This is a genomic window from Pseudomonas sp. BW7P1 (assembly GCF_024981055.1).
Classification (GTDB): Bacteria; Pseudomonadota; Gammaproteobacteria; order Pseudomonadales; family Pseudomonadaceae; genus Aquipseudomonas; species Aquipseudomonas bananamidigenes.
In genome coordinates, this window is record NZ_CP103374.1 from 2,009,460 (window position 1) to 2,023,030 (window position 13,571).

Consider the following 13,571-nt stretch of genomic DNA (forward strand, 5'->3'; position numbering starts at 1 on the left):
CATGCGCGCGACGGTTAGTCAGTGTCGACCAAGGTCGTGGCGTGGCGGGGTGTCGCAGGCGCAGAACCGGACGGTTCTGCGCTGTCAGTCCTGTTGCAGGGTGATGTCGATCAGCCGGTGCAGTTCTTCGACCTCCAGAGGGGCCGCCGCAAACAGAATCCGGAACACCACCGGTGCTACCACGCTGTTGATCAACCGGTCGACGCTGGGGGCCGTCTCCTCGGGATAGCGATCGATGATGGTCTGCAACTGCGCCCCGAGGATTGACACGCAATATCCCGGTGTGGCGCTCGCCTGTACGTCACGCATCATGTTGCGTCCCGGCTCGGAACTCATTTCATCAAGATATTGTTCGGCCCAGGCCCGGATATCGCTGCGCAGACTGCCGGTTTGTGCGGGTTCGCTGTCCGGGCGCATGCGGGCGAGGGCGACATCCGCCAGCAAGGTCGCCAGATCGCCCCAGCGACGGTAAATGGTCGACGGCGTGACACCCGCCCGCGCCGCGATTTGCGGCACCGTGACGGTCGAGCGCTCCTGTTCCTGCAGAAGTGCGCGGACTGCCGAATGAATCGACTCTTGTACCCGTGCGCTGCGGCCTCCGGGACGTAAACCTTCTTTAATAGCCATGGGGCAGACCTTAACACAAAGAATTTGCTTTAAGCGCAAGCCGGGCGCACACTCCGCAAAAGCAAAAAAATAGCTTTTAAAGGAGTGCGCCCATGACCCGCCTTGCTTCCAACCGTTCCAGTCTGTGGTTTCTGGCGATTACCTTACTCAGTTTTCTCGCCGCTTCCACAGCGCCGACGCCTTTGTATCACCTGTATCAGGATCACCTGCATTTTTCCGCGGCGGTACTGACTCTGATTTTCGGCGTTTACGCGCTGAGTCTGCTGGCCGCGCTGCTGACAGTCGGTTCCCTGTCAGACCACCTGGGACGCAAACCGGTGATTTTCACCGCGGTTGTCCTCAATGCCTTGGCGATGTTGTTGTTCATTTATGCTGACAGTGTCGGCTGGCTGATCGGCGCGCGGGTACTGCAAGGATTTGCCACCGGCATGGCCACCGCTGTGTTGAGCGCGACGTTGCTGGACACTGACCGTCAACAGGGGCCACTGATCAACAGCGTGGCGCCGTTGCTCGGCATGGCATTGGGGGCGATGGGCTGCGGTCTGCTGGCGGAGTTCGCGCCCGCGCCATTGCAATTGACCTTTTGGGTATTGCTCGCGTTGTTCGTGGCCCAAGGCCTCTATGTCTGGCGCTTGCCGGAAAGTGTCTCGCCGCAGGCCGGAGCGTGGGCCTCGCTGCGGCCGACCTTGCACGTGCCGGTTCAGGCGCGCTCGACACTGTGGCGAGTGCTGCCGTTGAACACCGCGACCTGGGCCCTCGGCGGCTTTTATGCCTCGCTGGCTCCATCCCTGGTGCGTACGGCGACCGGATCCACTTCCAATCTGATCGGCGGCGCAACGGTGGCGGCCCTGACCGTGACCGGTGCGTTGATGATTTTCACCCTGCGCAATCGTCCTGCTTCAAGAGCCCTGCAGCTCGGTGCAAGTCTGTTGCCGGCGGGTGTCGTATTGATGCTGCTGGGCGTGCACAGCGCCTGTCTGTCGGTGTTTTTCTTCGGTACGCTGGTTGCCGGTTGTGGATTCGGCTCAGGATTTCTCGGAGCGGTGCGCAGCCTGGTGCCGCTGGCACTGTCTCATGAGCGTGCCGGGTTGATGTCGGCGTTCTATGTGCTGAGCTATCTGGCGTTCTGCCTGCCCGCATTGCTGGCAGGGCACTTCACCCACAGCCTTGGCTTGCTGGCGACCACCGATGTGTATGGTGCGGTGCTGATCGTGCTGGCAGTCGGCGCGCTGCTGATGAGTTTTCGTGCGCAAGTGACCAGGACTTGCAGCGCGCCATAGACCTGCGGATTCGGTTAGCCTTGGTCAGCCCATTCTTCTCACGGAACGATTCATGAAGATTATCCGCAGCAAGTCCTTCACCGCCGAGCGTGCCTGGGGCGCGCTCGACATCGCCAACATGAACGGCATCACCACACGTCTGCACTGGACCGATCAGCCGTACAAATGGCACGTCAACGACGGCGAGGAAGTGTTTGTAGTGCTTGATGGGCAGGTGCTCATGCACTACCGCGAAGGGAGTGAAGAAAAGCAGGTGCAACTCGATGTCGGAGACATCTTCTACGCATCCGTCGGTACTGAACATGTTGCTCACCCGCAAGGCGTTGCGCGGATTCTGGTGATCGAAACAGAGGGTAGCGTTTGACTATGTATCTATTGGATAGATAACAGTTAGAGAAATTACCCGTTATATAGATATTCGATTCGGTTCTACCATGGACTCAACCTCACCTGAGGACAGGAGTTCATGATGATTTGCCCCAACAGTGCCAAACCCGGCATCAAGCCTTTCACCCAGCTTCAACATCCCCGCGAAGTCATCCGTCAATTCACGCCGAACTGGTTCGCCGCGACCATGGGTACCGGTGTGCTGGCGTTGGCGTTGGCGCAATTGCCCTTCGCCATCCCAGGGCTGCACGCCGTGGCCGAAGGATTGTGGATGTTCAACATTCTGTTGTTCGCGCTGTTTACCGCTGCCTACGCTGCGCGCTGGATGCTGTTTTTCGACGAGGCGCGGCGGATTTTCGGCCATTCCACGGTTTCGATGTTCTTCGGCACCATTCCCATGGGGCTGGCAACCATCATCAACGGTTTTCTGCTGTTCGGCCTGCGACGCTGGGGCGAAGGTGTGATTCATCTGGCCGAAGTGCTGTGGTGGCTGGATGTGGCGATGTCGCTGGCTTGTGGGGTGCTGATTCCCTACATGATGTTCACCCGTCAGGAACACAGCATCGATCAGATGACCGCCGTCTGGCTGTTGCCGGTGGTGGCGGCGGAAGTCGCGGCGGCCAGTGGCGGACTGCTCGCACCGCACCTGGCCGACGCGCAGTCGCAACTGGTGGTGTTGACGACCAGCTACGTGCTCTGGGCGTTTTCCCTGCCGGTGGCGTTCAGCATTCTGACCATCCTGCTGTTGCGCATGGCGCTGCACAAACTGCCTCATGAAAGCATGGCCGCCTCCAGTTGGCTTGCTTTGGGTCCCATCGGTACCGGTGCCCTGGGGATGTTGCTGCTGGGCGGCGATGCGCCGGCGATCTTCGCGGCCAACGGCTTGCCCGGCATGGGTGAAATCGCCTCGGGTCTGGGCCTGGTGGCCGGGATCACGCTTTGGGGCTTTGGCCTGTGGTGGATGTTGATGGCGCTGCTGATCACCGTGCGCTACCTGCGTGACGGCATCCCGTTCAACCTCGGCTGGTGGGGATTTACCTTCCCGTTGGGCGTGTATTCGCTGGCGACCCTGAAACTGGGCAGCACCTTGAACCTGACGTTTTTCAGCGTGGCCGGCTGTGTACTGGTGACGTTGTTGGCAGCCATGTGGCTGATCGTCGGCAAGCGAACCCTCCAGGGCGCCTGGCGTGGCGAGTTGTTCGTCTCACCGTGTATTGCAGGTTTGAAGAAATAACCTGAAAAGTTTAGGTAAGGTGTGGCCTGGATCGCGGATCGACATTCCAATAAGCGTATCCAGGCCACTCGCTACCCAACATCAGGGACACACGGAAGATGAGTCACCCCTCACAGTTCAACCTGCTGCGTACCCGGCGCTTCCTGCCGTTCTTCATCACTCAGTCGCTGGGCGCGTTCAACGACAACGTGTTCAAGCAGTCGCTGATCCTCGCCATTCTCTACCGGCTGACCATCGAAGGTGACCGCTCGATCTGGGTCAATCTGTGTGCGCTGCTGTTCATTCTGCCGTTTTTCCTGTTCTCGGCGCTGGCCGGGCAGTTCGGGGAAAAATTCGCCAAGGATGCGCTGATCCGTCTGATCAAACTTGCAGAAATCGCCATCATGGCCGTGGGATCCGTGGGCTTTCTGTTCGATCACCTGTCGCTGATGCTGGTGGCACTGTTCGCCATGGGCACGCACTCGGCGCTGTTCGGTCCGGTGAAGTACTCGATCCTGCCGCAGGCACTGCATGAGGATGAACTGGTCGGCGGCAACGGTCTGGTGGAAATGGGCACGTTTCTGGCGATCCTGGCCGGCACCATCGGCGCCGGGATCATCATGTCTTCGTCGCACTATGCGCCGTTGGTGTCCTGCGCGATTGTCGGCATCGCGGTACTGGGTTACCTCGCCAGCCGCAGCATTCCCCGGGCGGCGGCCGCTTCGCCGGAAATGCGCTTGAACTGGAATATTTTCAGCCAGTCCTGGGCCACGCTGAAACTCGGGCTGGGCCAGACGCCGGCGGTGTCGCGCTCGATTGTCGGCAACTCGTGGTTCTGGTTTGTCGGGGCGATCTATCTGACGCAGATTCCGGCTTACGCCAAAGAATGGATGCACGGCGACGAAACCGTGGTGACCCTGATCCTCACTGTGTTTTCAGTCGGTATTGCCGTGGGTTCGATGCTTTGCGAGAAGCTGTCCGGGCGCAAGGTCGAAATCGGTCTGGTGCCGTTCGGCTCGTTCGGCCTGACGGTTTTCGGATTGCTGCTGTGGTGGCATTCCGGCGGAATTCCGGAAAGCACCGTTGGCCACAGCTGGACTGAAATCCTGGGCTTTGGCCACACCTGGGCCGTGCTGGTCGATATCCTTGGCCTGGGCATCTTTGGCGGTTTCTACATCGTGCCGCTGTATGCGCTGATCCAGTCGCGCACCCCCGAGAACGAGCGGGCGCGGGTCATTGCGGCCAACAACATTCTCAACGCGCTGTTCATGGTGATTTCGGCCATCGTCTCCATCGTGTTGCTGAGCGTGGTCAAACTGTCGATTCCGCAACTGTTCCTGGTGGTGTCGTTGCTCAACATCGGTGTCAACGCCTACATCTTCAAGATCGTTCCCGAGTTCAGCATGCGCTTCATGATCTGGCTGCTCAGCCATTCCATGTACCGCGTCGAGCATCGCAACCTTGAAGCGATTCCCGATGAGGGTGCAGCGTTGCTGGTGTGCAACCACGTATCGTTCGTCGATGCCTTGCTGATTGGCGGCGCGGTGCGTCGGCCGATTCGCTTTGTCATGTACTACAAGATCTACAACCTGCCGGTTCTGAACTTCATCTTCCGCACGGCGGGGGCCATTCCGATTGCCGGACGCCAGGAAGACATCCAGATCTACGAAAAAGCTTTCACTCGTATCGCCCGATATCTGAAGGACGGTGAACTGGTGTGCATCTTCCCCGAAGGCAAGTTGACCGCCGACGGCGAGATCAACGAGTTCAAGGGCGGGCTGACGCGGATTCTCGAAGAGACACCGGTGCCGGTGATTCCGCTGGCATTGCAGGGTTTGTGGGGGAGCTTCTTCAGCCGCGATCCCGAAAAGGGGTTGTTTCACCGCTTGTGGTCGCGGGTGACGCTGGTGGCGGGTTCGCCGGTGGCCGTCGAGGCGGCGCAACCTGCGAAGTTGCAAGCGTTGGTCGGGGAATTGCGCGGGACAGTAAGATAATCATTGGCTTTGCCGGCCTCATCGCGGGCAAGCCCGGCTCCCACAGGATCTCCAGTAAACATGGATTTTGTGTACACCCTGTGGGAGCGGGCCTGCCCGCGATGAGGCCAGTGGCTTAAGCGCTGACCTTGAGCCCGATCAACCCGGTGATGATCAGCGCGACGCTGACCAGCCGGATCAGCGCCATCGACTCACCGAACAAAATGATCCCGGCAATCACCGTGCCCACGGCACCGACGCCCGTCCAGATCGCATAGGCCGTGCCCAGCGGCAGTTCCTTCATCGCCAGCCCCAGCAAACCAAGACTGATGGCCATGGCGGCAACGGTCAGGACGGTGGGCAATGGACGGCTGAAGCCATCGGTGTATTTCAGGCCGACGGCCCAGCCGACTTCGAACAGACCGGCGAAAAACAGAATGATCCAGGACATGAAAGCCTCCATCGATTGACGGGGCCGTCCCCGGATTGAAAACTCGATTGAGCCGCAGAGTCGTCCCCGCGTGGCGCACATGGTACCTAAAAATGTGCGCCGGGGACCCGGTCAGTCTGCGGGCTGCTGAGTCAAAGCTTCACGATCTTCCTTCTCGCTCATGCGCCGGAACCAGGTCGATAGCAGCGCCCCGGAAATGTTGTGCCACACACTGAACAGCGCACTCGGCACCGCCGCCAAAGGCGAAAAGTGTGCACTGGCCAACGCGGCACCCAGCCCCGAGTTCTGCATGCCGACCTCCAGCGCCAGAGATTTGCGCTGGGCCAGCGGCAAACCAAACAGGCGCCCGGTGAAGTAACCCAGCAAATAGCCGAAGCTGTTGTGCAACATCACCACGGCCATGATCAGCAGGCCGGATTCGGCGATTTTCGCCTGACTGGCGGCGACCACCGCGGCGACGATGATCACGATGCTGACCACGGACACCAGTGGGAGCACGTCTACCGCATGCCGGACTTTGTCGCCGAGCAGGCGTTGCGCCACCACCCCGAGAATGATCGGCAACAACACCACTTGCAGGATCGACCAGAACAAATCCATGAACGAAACCGGCAGCCAGGCAGAGGCCAGCAGCCAGATCAGCGCCGGTGTCAGCAACGGGGCGAGGAGGGTGGTAACGGCGGCGATGGCCACCGACAGGGCCAGATCGCCCCGGGCCAGCCAGGTCATGACGTTCGAGGAAGTGCCGCTCGGGCAGCACCCGACCAGAATCACCCCGACGGCGATTTCCGGCGGCAAGTGAAAGACCTGGCACAGCAACCATGCCATGCCCGGCATGATCACGAAATGTGCGACCACGCCCAGGGCCACACGCCACGGATGGCGGGCAACGGCGGCGAAATCGTCGACTTTGAGGGTCAGGCCCATGCCGAACATCACCAGCCCGAGCAGTGGCACGATCGCGCCCTTGAGGTTGAGGAACCATGCCGGTTGCAGAAATGCGAACACGGCGAAGATCAGAACCCAGTAAGCGAAGGTGTTGCCGACAAAACGACTCAGTGCAGCCAGTGCGCGCATGGCCTGTTCCTTATTATGTGAAAACGCCACCGAAGCGGTGGCGTTTGAAGATAACTCAAAGACTGGGCAGAGGCTTAGATCCCCTGCGGCGTCTCTTCACCACCCAATGCTTCAACCAGCGCCGGCAGGAAATCACCGAAGGTCAGCATCATCAGCGTGAAACTGGCATCCAGTTGGCCGAGGGCTTCGTCGCCGCCGTCCTGTTCCGCCTGATCCTGCAACAGGTCTTCGAACTTCAGGCGTTTGACGGTCATCTTGTCGTCGAGCATGAACGACAGTTTGTCCTGCCAGGCCAGCGACAGTTGAGTCACCACTTTGCCGGTGCTCAGGTGCAGCTGGATTTCTTCGCTGGTCAGGTCCTGACGCTTGCAACGCACGATACCGCCATCTTCATGGGTGTCGCGCAGCTCGCACTCGTCCAGAACGAAGAAATCAGGGGCGGCTTGCTGGGTGGTGACCCATTCGGTCATCACGGCAGTCGGCGCGGTTTTTACGGTCAGCGGACGAACCGGCAAGGTGCCGATCACTTCCCGCAGGGTGGAGAGCAAGTCTTCAGCGCGTTTCGGGCTGGCCGAGTTGACCAGGATCAGGCCCTGTTTCGGCGCGATGGCAGCGAAGGTCGAGGAGCGGCGGATGAAGGCGCGCGGCAGGAACGCCTGGATGATTTCATCCTTGATCTGATCACGTTCCTTCTTGTAGACCTTGCGCATCTGCGCGGCCTCGATCTCCTCGACCTTTTCCTTGACCGCGTCACGCACGACGCTGCCCGGCAGGATGCGTTCTTCTTTGCGGGCAGCCACCAGCAGGAAGTCACCGCTGACGTGCACTAATGGAGCGTCCTCGCCCTTGCCGAACGGTGCGACGAAACCGTAGGTGGTCAACTCCTGGCTTGCACATGGACGCGCCAGTTTGGTGGCCAGTGCAGTTTCCAGCGCCTCGGCATCGACAGGCAGGTCTTGGGTCAGGCGATAGATAAGCAGGTTCTTGAACCACATGGGGTGAGTCTCTCCTTTATACAAAGGGGGGCATTATTGTCTTCGCCGGGTCAGAGGCCAACCCTTCTCTAAGCCTTTGGAAGGCCTGAGAAAATTTATTAAAAAAGTGCTTGCCAGAGGGTGGGTCGCTCCGTAGAATGCGCGCCACACCGAAGCGAAGGGTGATTAGCTCAGCTGGGAGAGCGTCTGCCTTACAAGCAGAATGTCGGCGGTTCGATCCCGTCATCACCCACCATTCGTTTCAAGTGTTTAGCGCAGCGGTAGTTCAGTCGGTTAGAATACCGGCCTGTCACGCCGGGGGTCGCGGGTTCGAGTCCCGTCCGCTGCGCCATATTCGGTAACCTGGAACACTGAACGCCAGGTCACCACGGAAGAAACCCGCCAAGGCGGGTTTTTTTCTGCCTTGAGTTGTACAGGCGGAATGCGTCGTTTCACCGGTTTTCGGATTTTTTTGAAAAAAACTTCAATTAAATCAACACATTACGAAAACTTGTGGCATAATGCATCCCGCAACGAAGCGAAGGGTGATTAGCTCAGCTGGGAGAGCGTCTGCCTTACAAGCAGAATGTCGGCGGTTCGATCCCGTCATCACCCACCATTCGTTTCAAGCGTTTCGCGCAGCGGTAGTTCAGTCGGTTAGAATACCGGCCTGTCACGCCGGGGGTCGCGGGTTCGAGTCCCGTCCGCTGCGCCATATTCGGTAACCTGGAACACTGAACGCCAGGTCACCACGGAAAGCCCGCCAAGTGCGGGCTTTTTGCTGTCCGGGATTTGGCTTTTGCCAGCCATGAACATTGGAAAGCGACCTTTGACGGTCGCTTTTTTCGTTTCCGGCGCTGCTATTGCCCTGCGTTGCGGCTGTGTCGGTAATCGCTGACCGCTTCGTACACCGCTTTACGCAGGCGATTGATCCCGCCAATCGGGCGATGGGCCTCGATACCGAACCAGGGATTGAACGACAGGTTGTCGCATTGCAGGTTCAGCGCCGGGGTATCGAAGTCCTGTGGCGGCAGGGTGATTCTGGCCACTGTCTGGAACGGACTGTCCTGTTCGTGCCACTCGATGCTGGTGTCTTCGATCGGCATGTACTTGTTCGCGTCCTGGCGCTGGATCTGCAGCACGAAACACGCGGGCACCCGATCCGTGGACAGTTGCTGACTCAGTGCGCTGCGCAGGAAATTCGGCAGATCCCGGTTTTGTTTCGGCAGCGTGTAGGCCGGGCAGTTGTCCGGATCCGGCATGACCCGGTACTTGGCATTGGCCTCACCGAACTTGTAGGGCGATACCGAAAAGTAGGTTGTACGCGTCGGACTCTCTGGCGGCGGGGAAAGCGTTGCCAGCGCAATGAATAAATGTCTGATCTGCCAGGTTCGCGGGTCCCAGCCCGGAAAGAACGCCATGACCTTCTTGCCTTCAGCCTGCGCCGCCACATTCTGACGATATTCAGCGACATCGCTGACGAAGAAATTCGGATGGCTGAACATCACGAAATCCTGCTCATGCAGGTCCTGACGGTCCCCCAGCAACTGTTTGCCCGGCACATCGAGCAATTTGATCGCCATGCCCCGGGCATCGCGGATGCTGTCGAACTGCGGGTAGGCGTTGCCGTTGGACAGGCGCATCGTCGCCTGCCAGAACTTGCCGGGTTCGCTGAAAACGCCACGTCGCAGATCCTGGGCCAGATCCGGCAGCACCTGCACCTCTGCCTTCACACAACCGTGAGCCTTGGCATGGGCGTCACGCAGGTAGCGCGTACTTTCCCGGTGCTGATCGACAATTCGCACAGCGGTCTGGATCACGTCCTGCGTCATGGCCGCTTCGCCTTCCGGAATTTGCTCCAGTGCCGATACCGGTCCCCGGTGCTGCCAGGCAAACCAGGCAGCCGCCAAAGCCCAGCCAATCAGGCCGGCCACCAACAAAAACAGCAGGGTTTTACCCAGCAACCGACCCAGCCACAACCAGAACCGAGCCAGTAACGATGGCTTCTTGAACGAATTGAAGATCATGGCAGTTGCGCCTCCAGCGGGCCGCCCAGCACTTTCAGATATTCCAGCAGCGCCCAGCGCTCCTCAGGCTGCAACAATCGCCCGATGACTCCGTTGCCGCGTTCGCCGGCGCGGAACTCATGGCCACTGTTGTGGTTGCCGGTGATGCGCGTGTCGAACAGGAAAGCGTTGGTAAAGGCTTCGGTGCGATAACCCAGATGCCGAGGGTCGTATTCCAGAGTGCCTTTATAGAACGTGGTGGAGCGTTCATCCTGCGGCGACAGCAGTTGATACAAGCTTGGCACCGAACCGTTGTGCAGGAAGGGCGGGGTGGCCCACACACCGGCGAGCGGACGAGCCTTGTAGGCGACTTTCTCGCGGACGCCGATTGGCAGGCCGAACCCGTCGAGCTGCGGTTTTTCTGCCGGTGTCACGCCCGCTTCACGGTAGGCACGGTTTTCCACGAATGCCGTGACATAAGCCAGGCCCTTGGCCACGGACAACTGGCTCAGATCCAACGGTTCTTTGGGCGTGGGATGCAGTTTCACGTCCATTTGCTCCAGCTCCGCCGGACTCCATTGCAGCGCCGTCAGATCGAATCGGTGATTGGCGATGTTGTTGGCTGCGTTCGGATCGGTGCCGATGACATCGACGGGTAGCATGGTCAGGTGCTTGACCCAGCGTTCGCCTTCTTGCGTAACTCGCGGAACATGGCAACCGGCACAGTTTTCGGTAAACAGTGCGCGCCCTTTGGCGGCCAGTGGTTTGTCGACTGCACCCAGCACCTCTTCCGGCCAGGCGGGCGGCTGAAGTGTTTGCAGGGTTTCTTCTATCTTGTGCAAATCACGCACGCGTACGCTCGACGCATAACGTTCATCACCCTGCAGCGGCTGGCCGTTGGCATCGAAGAAGCTCAGGGTGGCGCCAACTCCCAGCGCCTCGCCGATGTTGCGGGCCATCGGTTGCTGCGCCGAACCGTTCCACTGCACCCAGTCGAATGTCCACATGTCCCATAGTTGCGGGTAATCCACCGGGGCGTTGGCTACGCGGTAATTGCTTGGGGAAATCGCGTCACCGAAGGTTGCATTGGCGATTCGTCCGAACGCATCGGTGCGGCCAGGGCCTTCCTCGGTGGGATAGAGTCCGCGATGAGTGTCGTTCCATGCCACTTTGAGGAAGGTGTTCAGCGAGCTTTTGAAGTCTTTGCGCAGTTGTTCGTGGCGCTCGTCATAGTCGTCGCCCAATACGTTTCGGGCGAAGCGTTCGAATTTCCAGGGGTTGTAGTAAGTGGAAGCCAGACTGGCGACCAATGCCTGACCGAAACTGCCTCCACGCAATGTAGGAACGCTGGAGGGCAGCACATGTTGAGCCGAGCCCCCATCAATGCGCACGGCCTGACCCTTCAAGTGTAATTCGCCGGTGTGACAGGCCGCGCAAGTAATGTCCAGATAGTGCTCGGTGCTGCCCGGGTTCTGATGTCGGGTAAAGCCCACCGGCAGATTCCCGGGGTTGTCCGATGTCGCTTTCTGCTGCGGGTCGATCAGGAAGCCGAAGCGCGCGAGATAGTCGGGGGACGCGAAGCGTTGCTGCGAAAACGGTAGTTCCAGGGCCTGAAACCATTCATAACGCAGGCCTTTGACCTGAGTGCCTTGCGGCGTGAAGTAATAGGTCTGACGCTGTTCGTCACTCCATTGCTGGAGGTAGTGCACCTGTTTTACAGGCGCGGGGAAAGGCAACTTCGGATTGGCGACATAGTAGAGAACCACCGCCAGGAGCAGTCCCAGCAGTATCGCAATCAGCGTCAGCACACGGAATAAGAAGCGCAAGATGAACATCCTTGTCGAGTTTTTGCGCTGTTATGCCTGAGCCGGCCATGTGGGGCAAGTGGCCATTGCTGTGGGTGTTGTGGGAAGTGTCGTCGGTTACTGTCGGCTCAAGATGACAGAAGCTTCATCCTGCCTTTGCTAAAATGCTTTTTAATCCCTGAACTTATCGGAAGATTCCTGCTCTCATGCCGGTAGCCATTGGTCGTGGCGGCCTGATAAGCTCGCGGCTTTACTCGATTGCCCTTTCGGCGCATGAACAAGGAAATAGCATGAAACAGCATCGGTTGGCGGCGGCGGTTGCCCTGGTTAGCCTGGTACTCGCGGGTTGTGACTCGCAGACCAGCGTGGAGCTGAAAACCCCGGCGCAAAAAGCTTCCTACGGTATCGGCCTGAACATGGGCAAGAGCCTTGCTCAGGAAGGCATGGATGATCTGGACTCCAAAGCGGTAGCCCAGGGCATCGAAGATGCCGTCGGCAAGAAGGAACAGAAGCTGAAAGATGAAGAACTGGTCGAAGCCTTCGCCGCACTGCAAAAGCGTGCCGAAGAGCGTATGGCCAAGATGAGCGAAGAGTCGGCAGCCGCCGGCAAGAAATTCCTCGAAGAAAACGGCAAGAAAGCCGGCGTGATCACCACCGCTTCCGGTCTGCAGTACGAAGTGGTCAAGAAAGCCGACGGCCCGCAGCCCAAGCCTACCGACGTAGTGACCGTTCACTACACCGGCAAGCTGACCAACGGCACCGTATTCGACAGCTCCGTCGAGCGCGGCAGCCCGATCGATCTGCCGGTCAGCGGTGTGATTCCGGGTTGGGTCGAAGGTCTGCAACTGATGCACGTTGGCGAGAAGTACAAATTGTACATCCCTAGCGACCTGGCTTACGGCGCTCAATCGCCAAGCCCGGCCATCCCGGCCAACTCGGTTCTGGTCTTCGACCTTGAACTGTTGGGCATCAAAGACCCGGCCAAAGAAGACGCCGCTGCCAAGTAATTGGCCCCGGTTTCGACGACAACGCCTCGCTAATGCGGGGCGTTGTTGCATCTGGTCGACGCCCGGCGTAAACAGAGCGAACCGACAGGCACCATGACAGTCCTAGATTGTGTAGCTGCCCGCGCTAGACGCCCTGAGCTGCCAAGTCAATGAAATATTGGGCTTTTTTATGTGAGTAAAAAACGCCCGATCTGAGCTCAGCCCTTGTGGAGCGGGGCTCTCAGCGTTGAAATGCAGCTCTGTTCACAAGGTTATCCACAATTTGTGTGGATAACATTTCAACGGGAGAAATAGATGAAAGCTCCATGGAATTTCGCCCGGTTCCTGCCGCTGGCCGGTCGACTCCTGGCCCGAGGCCGTTTGCCGACGCTGTTGTTCGCCGTGGCCAGCAAAGGCGCTGCCCAAGGCAATCGGCTTGGAAAGTTGAAAGACGACCTGCGTCTGCTCCAGGCGTTATGTCTGGCGTACTGGCGTGGTGAGTATCGGGCGATCAGTCCCAAAGCCATTGTTTCGGTGGTGGCGGGGTTGATGTACTTCCTCAGCCCGGTGGATGCGATTCCGGATTTCATTCCTGTTTTCGGCATGCTCGATGATATTGCCGTCCTCGCGTGGCTGATGAAAACCCTCGATGACGAGCTCAGTGCTTTCCGTTTGTGGCGTCAGCGGCAGACACCGGAAAAGCTCAGGGTTGTCGAGCGTCTGCCCGATACACCGGAGCAACTTCAGCTTCAGGGCCCGAAAAAGTCCTGAATCGCGACAGCCTCTTATACA

At 59.1% G+C, this 13,571-nt stretch carries 12 protein-coding genes and 4 tRNA genes; 10 read left to right on the forward strand and 6 right to left on the reverse strand.

What is annotated here, in order from left to right:
• Nucleotides 1–84: 84 nt before the first annotated feature.
• The gene (locus tag NWV16_RS09140) at nt 85–627 is read right to left on the reverse strand and encodes a TetR/AcrR family transcriptional regulator (protein ID WP_260522775.1); all 543 of its coding nucleotides are present in this window, start codon (nt 625–627) and stop codon (nt 85–87) included.
• Nucleotides 628–719: 92 nt separating this feature from the next.
• On the opposite strand from NWV16_RS09140, the gene NWV16_RS09145 reads away from it, so the two are divergent.
• The 4 genes from NWV16_RS09145 to NWV16_RS09160 all read left to right on the forward strand — a co-directional run bounded on the left by NWV16_RS09145 (nt 720) and on the right by NWV16_RS09160 (nt 5,501).
• Nucleotides 720–1,907, forward strand: coding sequence for an MFS transporter (locus tag NWV16_RS09145; protein WP_260522776.1), 1,188 nt, complete (start codon nt 720–722; stop codon nt 1,905–1,907).
• A gap of 52 nt (nt 1,908–1,959) precedes the next feature.
• Nucleotides 1,960–2,271 carry a cupin gene (locus tag NWV16_RS09150; RefSeq protein ID WP_260522777.1) on the forward strand — a complete coding sequence of 104 codons (312 nt, stop codon included), beginning with the start codon at nt 1,960–1,962 and terminating at the stop codon, nt 2,269–2,271.
• 105 nt (nt 2,272–2,376) lie between these two features.
• A complete protein-coding gene (locus NWV16_RS09155) occupies nt 2,377–3,528 on the forward strand; it encodes a TDT family transporter (protein ID WP_260522778.1) in 1,152 nt (383 codons plus the stop codon).
• 98 nt (nt 3,529–3,626) lie between these two features.
• Nucleotides 3,627–5,501 (forward strand): MFS transporter, encoded by a 1,875-nt coding sequence (locus NWV16_RS09160; protein ID WP_260522779.1) that lies wholly within the window; start codon nt 3,627–3,629, stop codon nt 5,499–5,501.
• Nucleotides 5,502–5,616: 115 nt separating this feature from the next.
• On the opposite strand, the gene sugE is transcribed toward NWV16_RS09160, so the two are convergent.
• The 3 genes from sugE to rdgC all read right to left on the reverse strand — a co-directional run bounded on the left by sugE (nt 5,617) and on the right by rdgC (nt 8,003).
• Nucleotides 5,617–5,931 (reverse strand): quaternary ammonium compound efflux SMR transporter SugE, encoded by a 315-nt coding sequence (gene sugE / locus NWV16_RS09165; protein WP_260522780.1) that lies wholly within the window; start codon nt 5,929–5,931, stop codon nt 5,617–5,619.
• A gap of 111 nt (nt 5,932–6,042) precedes the next feature.
• Complete coding sequence (locus tag NWV16_RS09170) at nt 6,043–7,008, reverse strand: bile acid:sodium symporter family protein (RefSeq protein WP_260522781.1); 966 nt, start codon at nt 7,006–7,008, stop codon at nt 6,043–6,045.
• A 74-nt stretch (nt 7,009–7,082) separates the two neighbouring features.
• Nucleotides 7,083–8,003: a recombination-associated protein RdgC gene (gene rdgC, locus NWV16_RS09175; protein ID WP_065260417.1), complete on the reverse strand. Its 921-nt coding sequence runs from the start codon at nt 8,001–8,003 to the stop codon at nt 7,083–7,085.
• 159 nt (nt 8,004–8,162) lie between these two features.
• On the opposite strand from rdgC, the gene NWV16_RS09180 reads away from it, so the two are divergent.
• The 4 genes from NWV16_RS09180 to NWV16_RS09195 all read left to right on the forward strand — a co-directional run bounded on the left by NWV16_RS09180 (nt 8,163) and on the right by NWV16_RS09195 (nt 8,697).
• Nucleotides 8,163–8,238 (forward strand) — tRNA-Val (locus NWV16_RS09180).
• A gap of 19 nt (nt 8,239–8,257) precedes the next feature.
• A tRNA-Asp gene (locus tag NWV16_RS09185) sits at nt 8,258–8,334 on the forward strand.
• A 191-nt stretch (nt 8,335–8,525) separates the two neighbouring features.
• Nucleotides 8,526–8,601: transfer RNA gene (locus tag NWV16_RS09190), tRNA-Val, on the forward strand.
• Between the two features lie 19 nt (nt 8,602–8,620).
• Nucleotides 8,621–8,697: transfer RNA gene (locus tag NWV16_RS09195), tRNA-Asp, on the forward strand.
• A gap of 145 nt (nt 8,698–8,842) precedes the next feature.
• Here the strand turns inward: NWV16_RS09195 and NWV16_RS09200 are convergent.
• Together NWV16_RS09200 and NWV16_RS09205 are read right to left on the reverse strand one after the other, a co-directional pair.
• Nucleotides 8,843–10,009, reverse strand: a complete 1,167-nt coding sequence (locus NWV16_RS09200; protein WP_260522782.1) for a catalase family protein — start codon at nt 10,007–10,009, stop codon at nt 8,843–8,845.
• A complete protein-coding gene (locus tag NWV16_RS09205) occupies nt 10,006–11,814 on the reverse strand; it encodes a cytochrome c (RefSeq protein WP_260522783.1) in 1,809 nt (602 codons plus the stop codon). The genes NWV16_RS09200 and NWV16_RS09205 overlap by 4 nt, the downstream gene beginning before the upstream one ends.
• 269 nt (nt 11,815–12,083) lie before the next feature.
• Here NWV16_RS09205 and NWV16_RS09210 point away from each other — a divergent pair, with 269 nt between their 5' ends.
• Both NWV16_RS09210 and NWV16_RS09215 read left to right on the forward strand, forming a co-directional pair.
• Nucleotides 12,084–12,800, forward strand: a complete 717-nt coding sequence (locus tag NWV16_RS09210) for an FKBP-type peptidyl-prolyl cis-trans isomerase (protein ID WP_260522784.1) — start codon at nt 12,084–12,086, stop codon at nt 12,798–12,800.
• A 294-nt stretch (nt 12,801–13,094) separates the two neighbouring features.
• On the forward strand, nt 13,095–13,550 hold the full coding sequence (locus tag NWV16_RS09215) for a YkvA family protein (protein ID WP_260522785.1): 456 nt from the start codon (nt 13,095–13,097) through the stop codon (nt 13,548–13,550).
• Nucleotides 13,551–13,571: the final 21 nt, after the last annotated feature.

Bases quoted from the DNA above. Each gene is read 5' to 3' on its own strand.
- NWV16_RS09145 (WP_260522776.1), top strand. From the start codon at position 720: ATGACCCGCCTTGCTTCCAACCGTTCCAGTCTGTGGTTTCTGGCGATT.
- NWV16_RS09215 (WP_260522785.1), top strand. From the start codon at position 13,095: ATGAAAGCTCCATGGAATTTCGCCCGGTTCCTGCCGCTGGCCGGTCGA.
- NWV16_RS09200 (WP_260522782.1), bottom strand. From the start codon at position 10,009: ATGATCTTCAATTCGTTCAAGAAGCCATCGTTACTGGCTCGGTTCTGG.
- NWV16_RS09150 (WP_260522777.1), top strand. From the start codon at position 1,960: ATGAAGATTATCCGCAGCAAGTCCTTCACCGCCGAGCGTGCCTGGGGC.
- NWV16_RS09160 (WP_260522779.1), top strand. From the start codon at position 3,627: ATGAGTCACCCCTCACAGTTCAACCTGCTGCGTACCCGGCGCTTCCTG.
- rdgC (WP_065260417.1), bottom strand. From the start codon at position 8,003: ATGTGGTTCAAGAACCTGCTTATCTATCGCCTGACCCAAGACCTGCCT.
- NWV16_RS09210 (WP_260522784.1), top strand. From the start codon at position 12,084: ATGAAACAGCATCGGTTGGCGGCGGCGGTTGCCCTGGTTAGCCTGGTA.
- NWV16_RS09140 (WP_260522775.1), bottom strand. From the start codon at position 627: ATGGCTATTAAAGAAGGTTTACGTCCCGGAGGCCGCAGCGCACGGGTA.
- sugE (WP_260522780.1), bottom strand. From the start codon at position 5,931: ATGTCCTGGATCATTCTGTTTTTCGCCGGTCTGTTCGAAGTCGGCTGG.
- NWV16_RS09155 (WP_260522778.1), top strand. From the start codon at position 2,377: ATGATTTGCCCCAACAGTGCCAAACCCGGCATCAAGCCTTTCACCCAG.
- NWV16_RS09170 (WP_260522781.1), bottom strand. From the start codon at position 7,008: ATGCGCGCACTGGCTGCACTGAGTCGTTTTGTCGGCAACACCTTCGCT.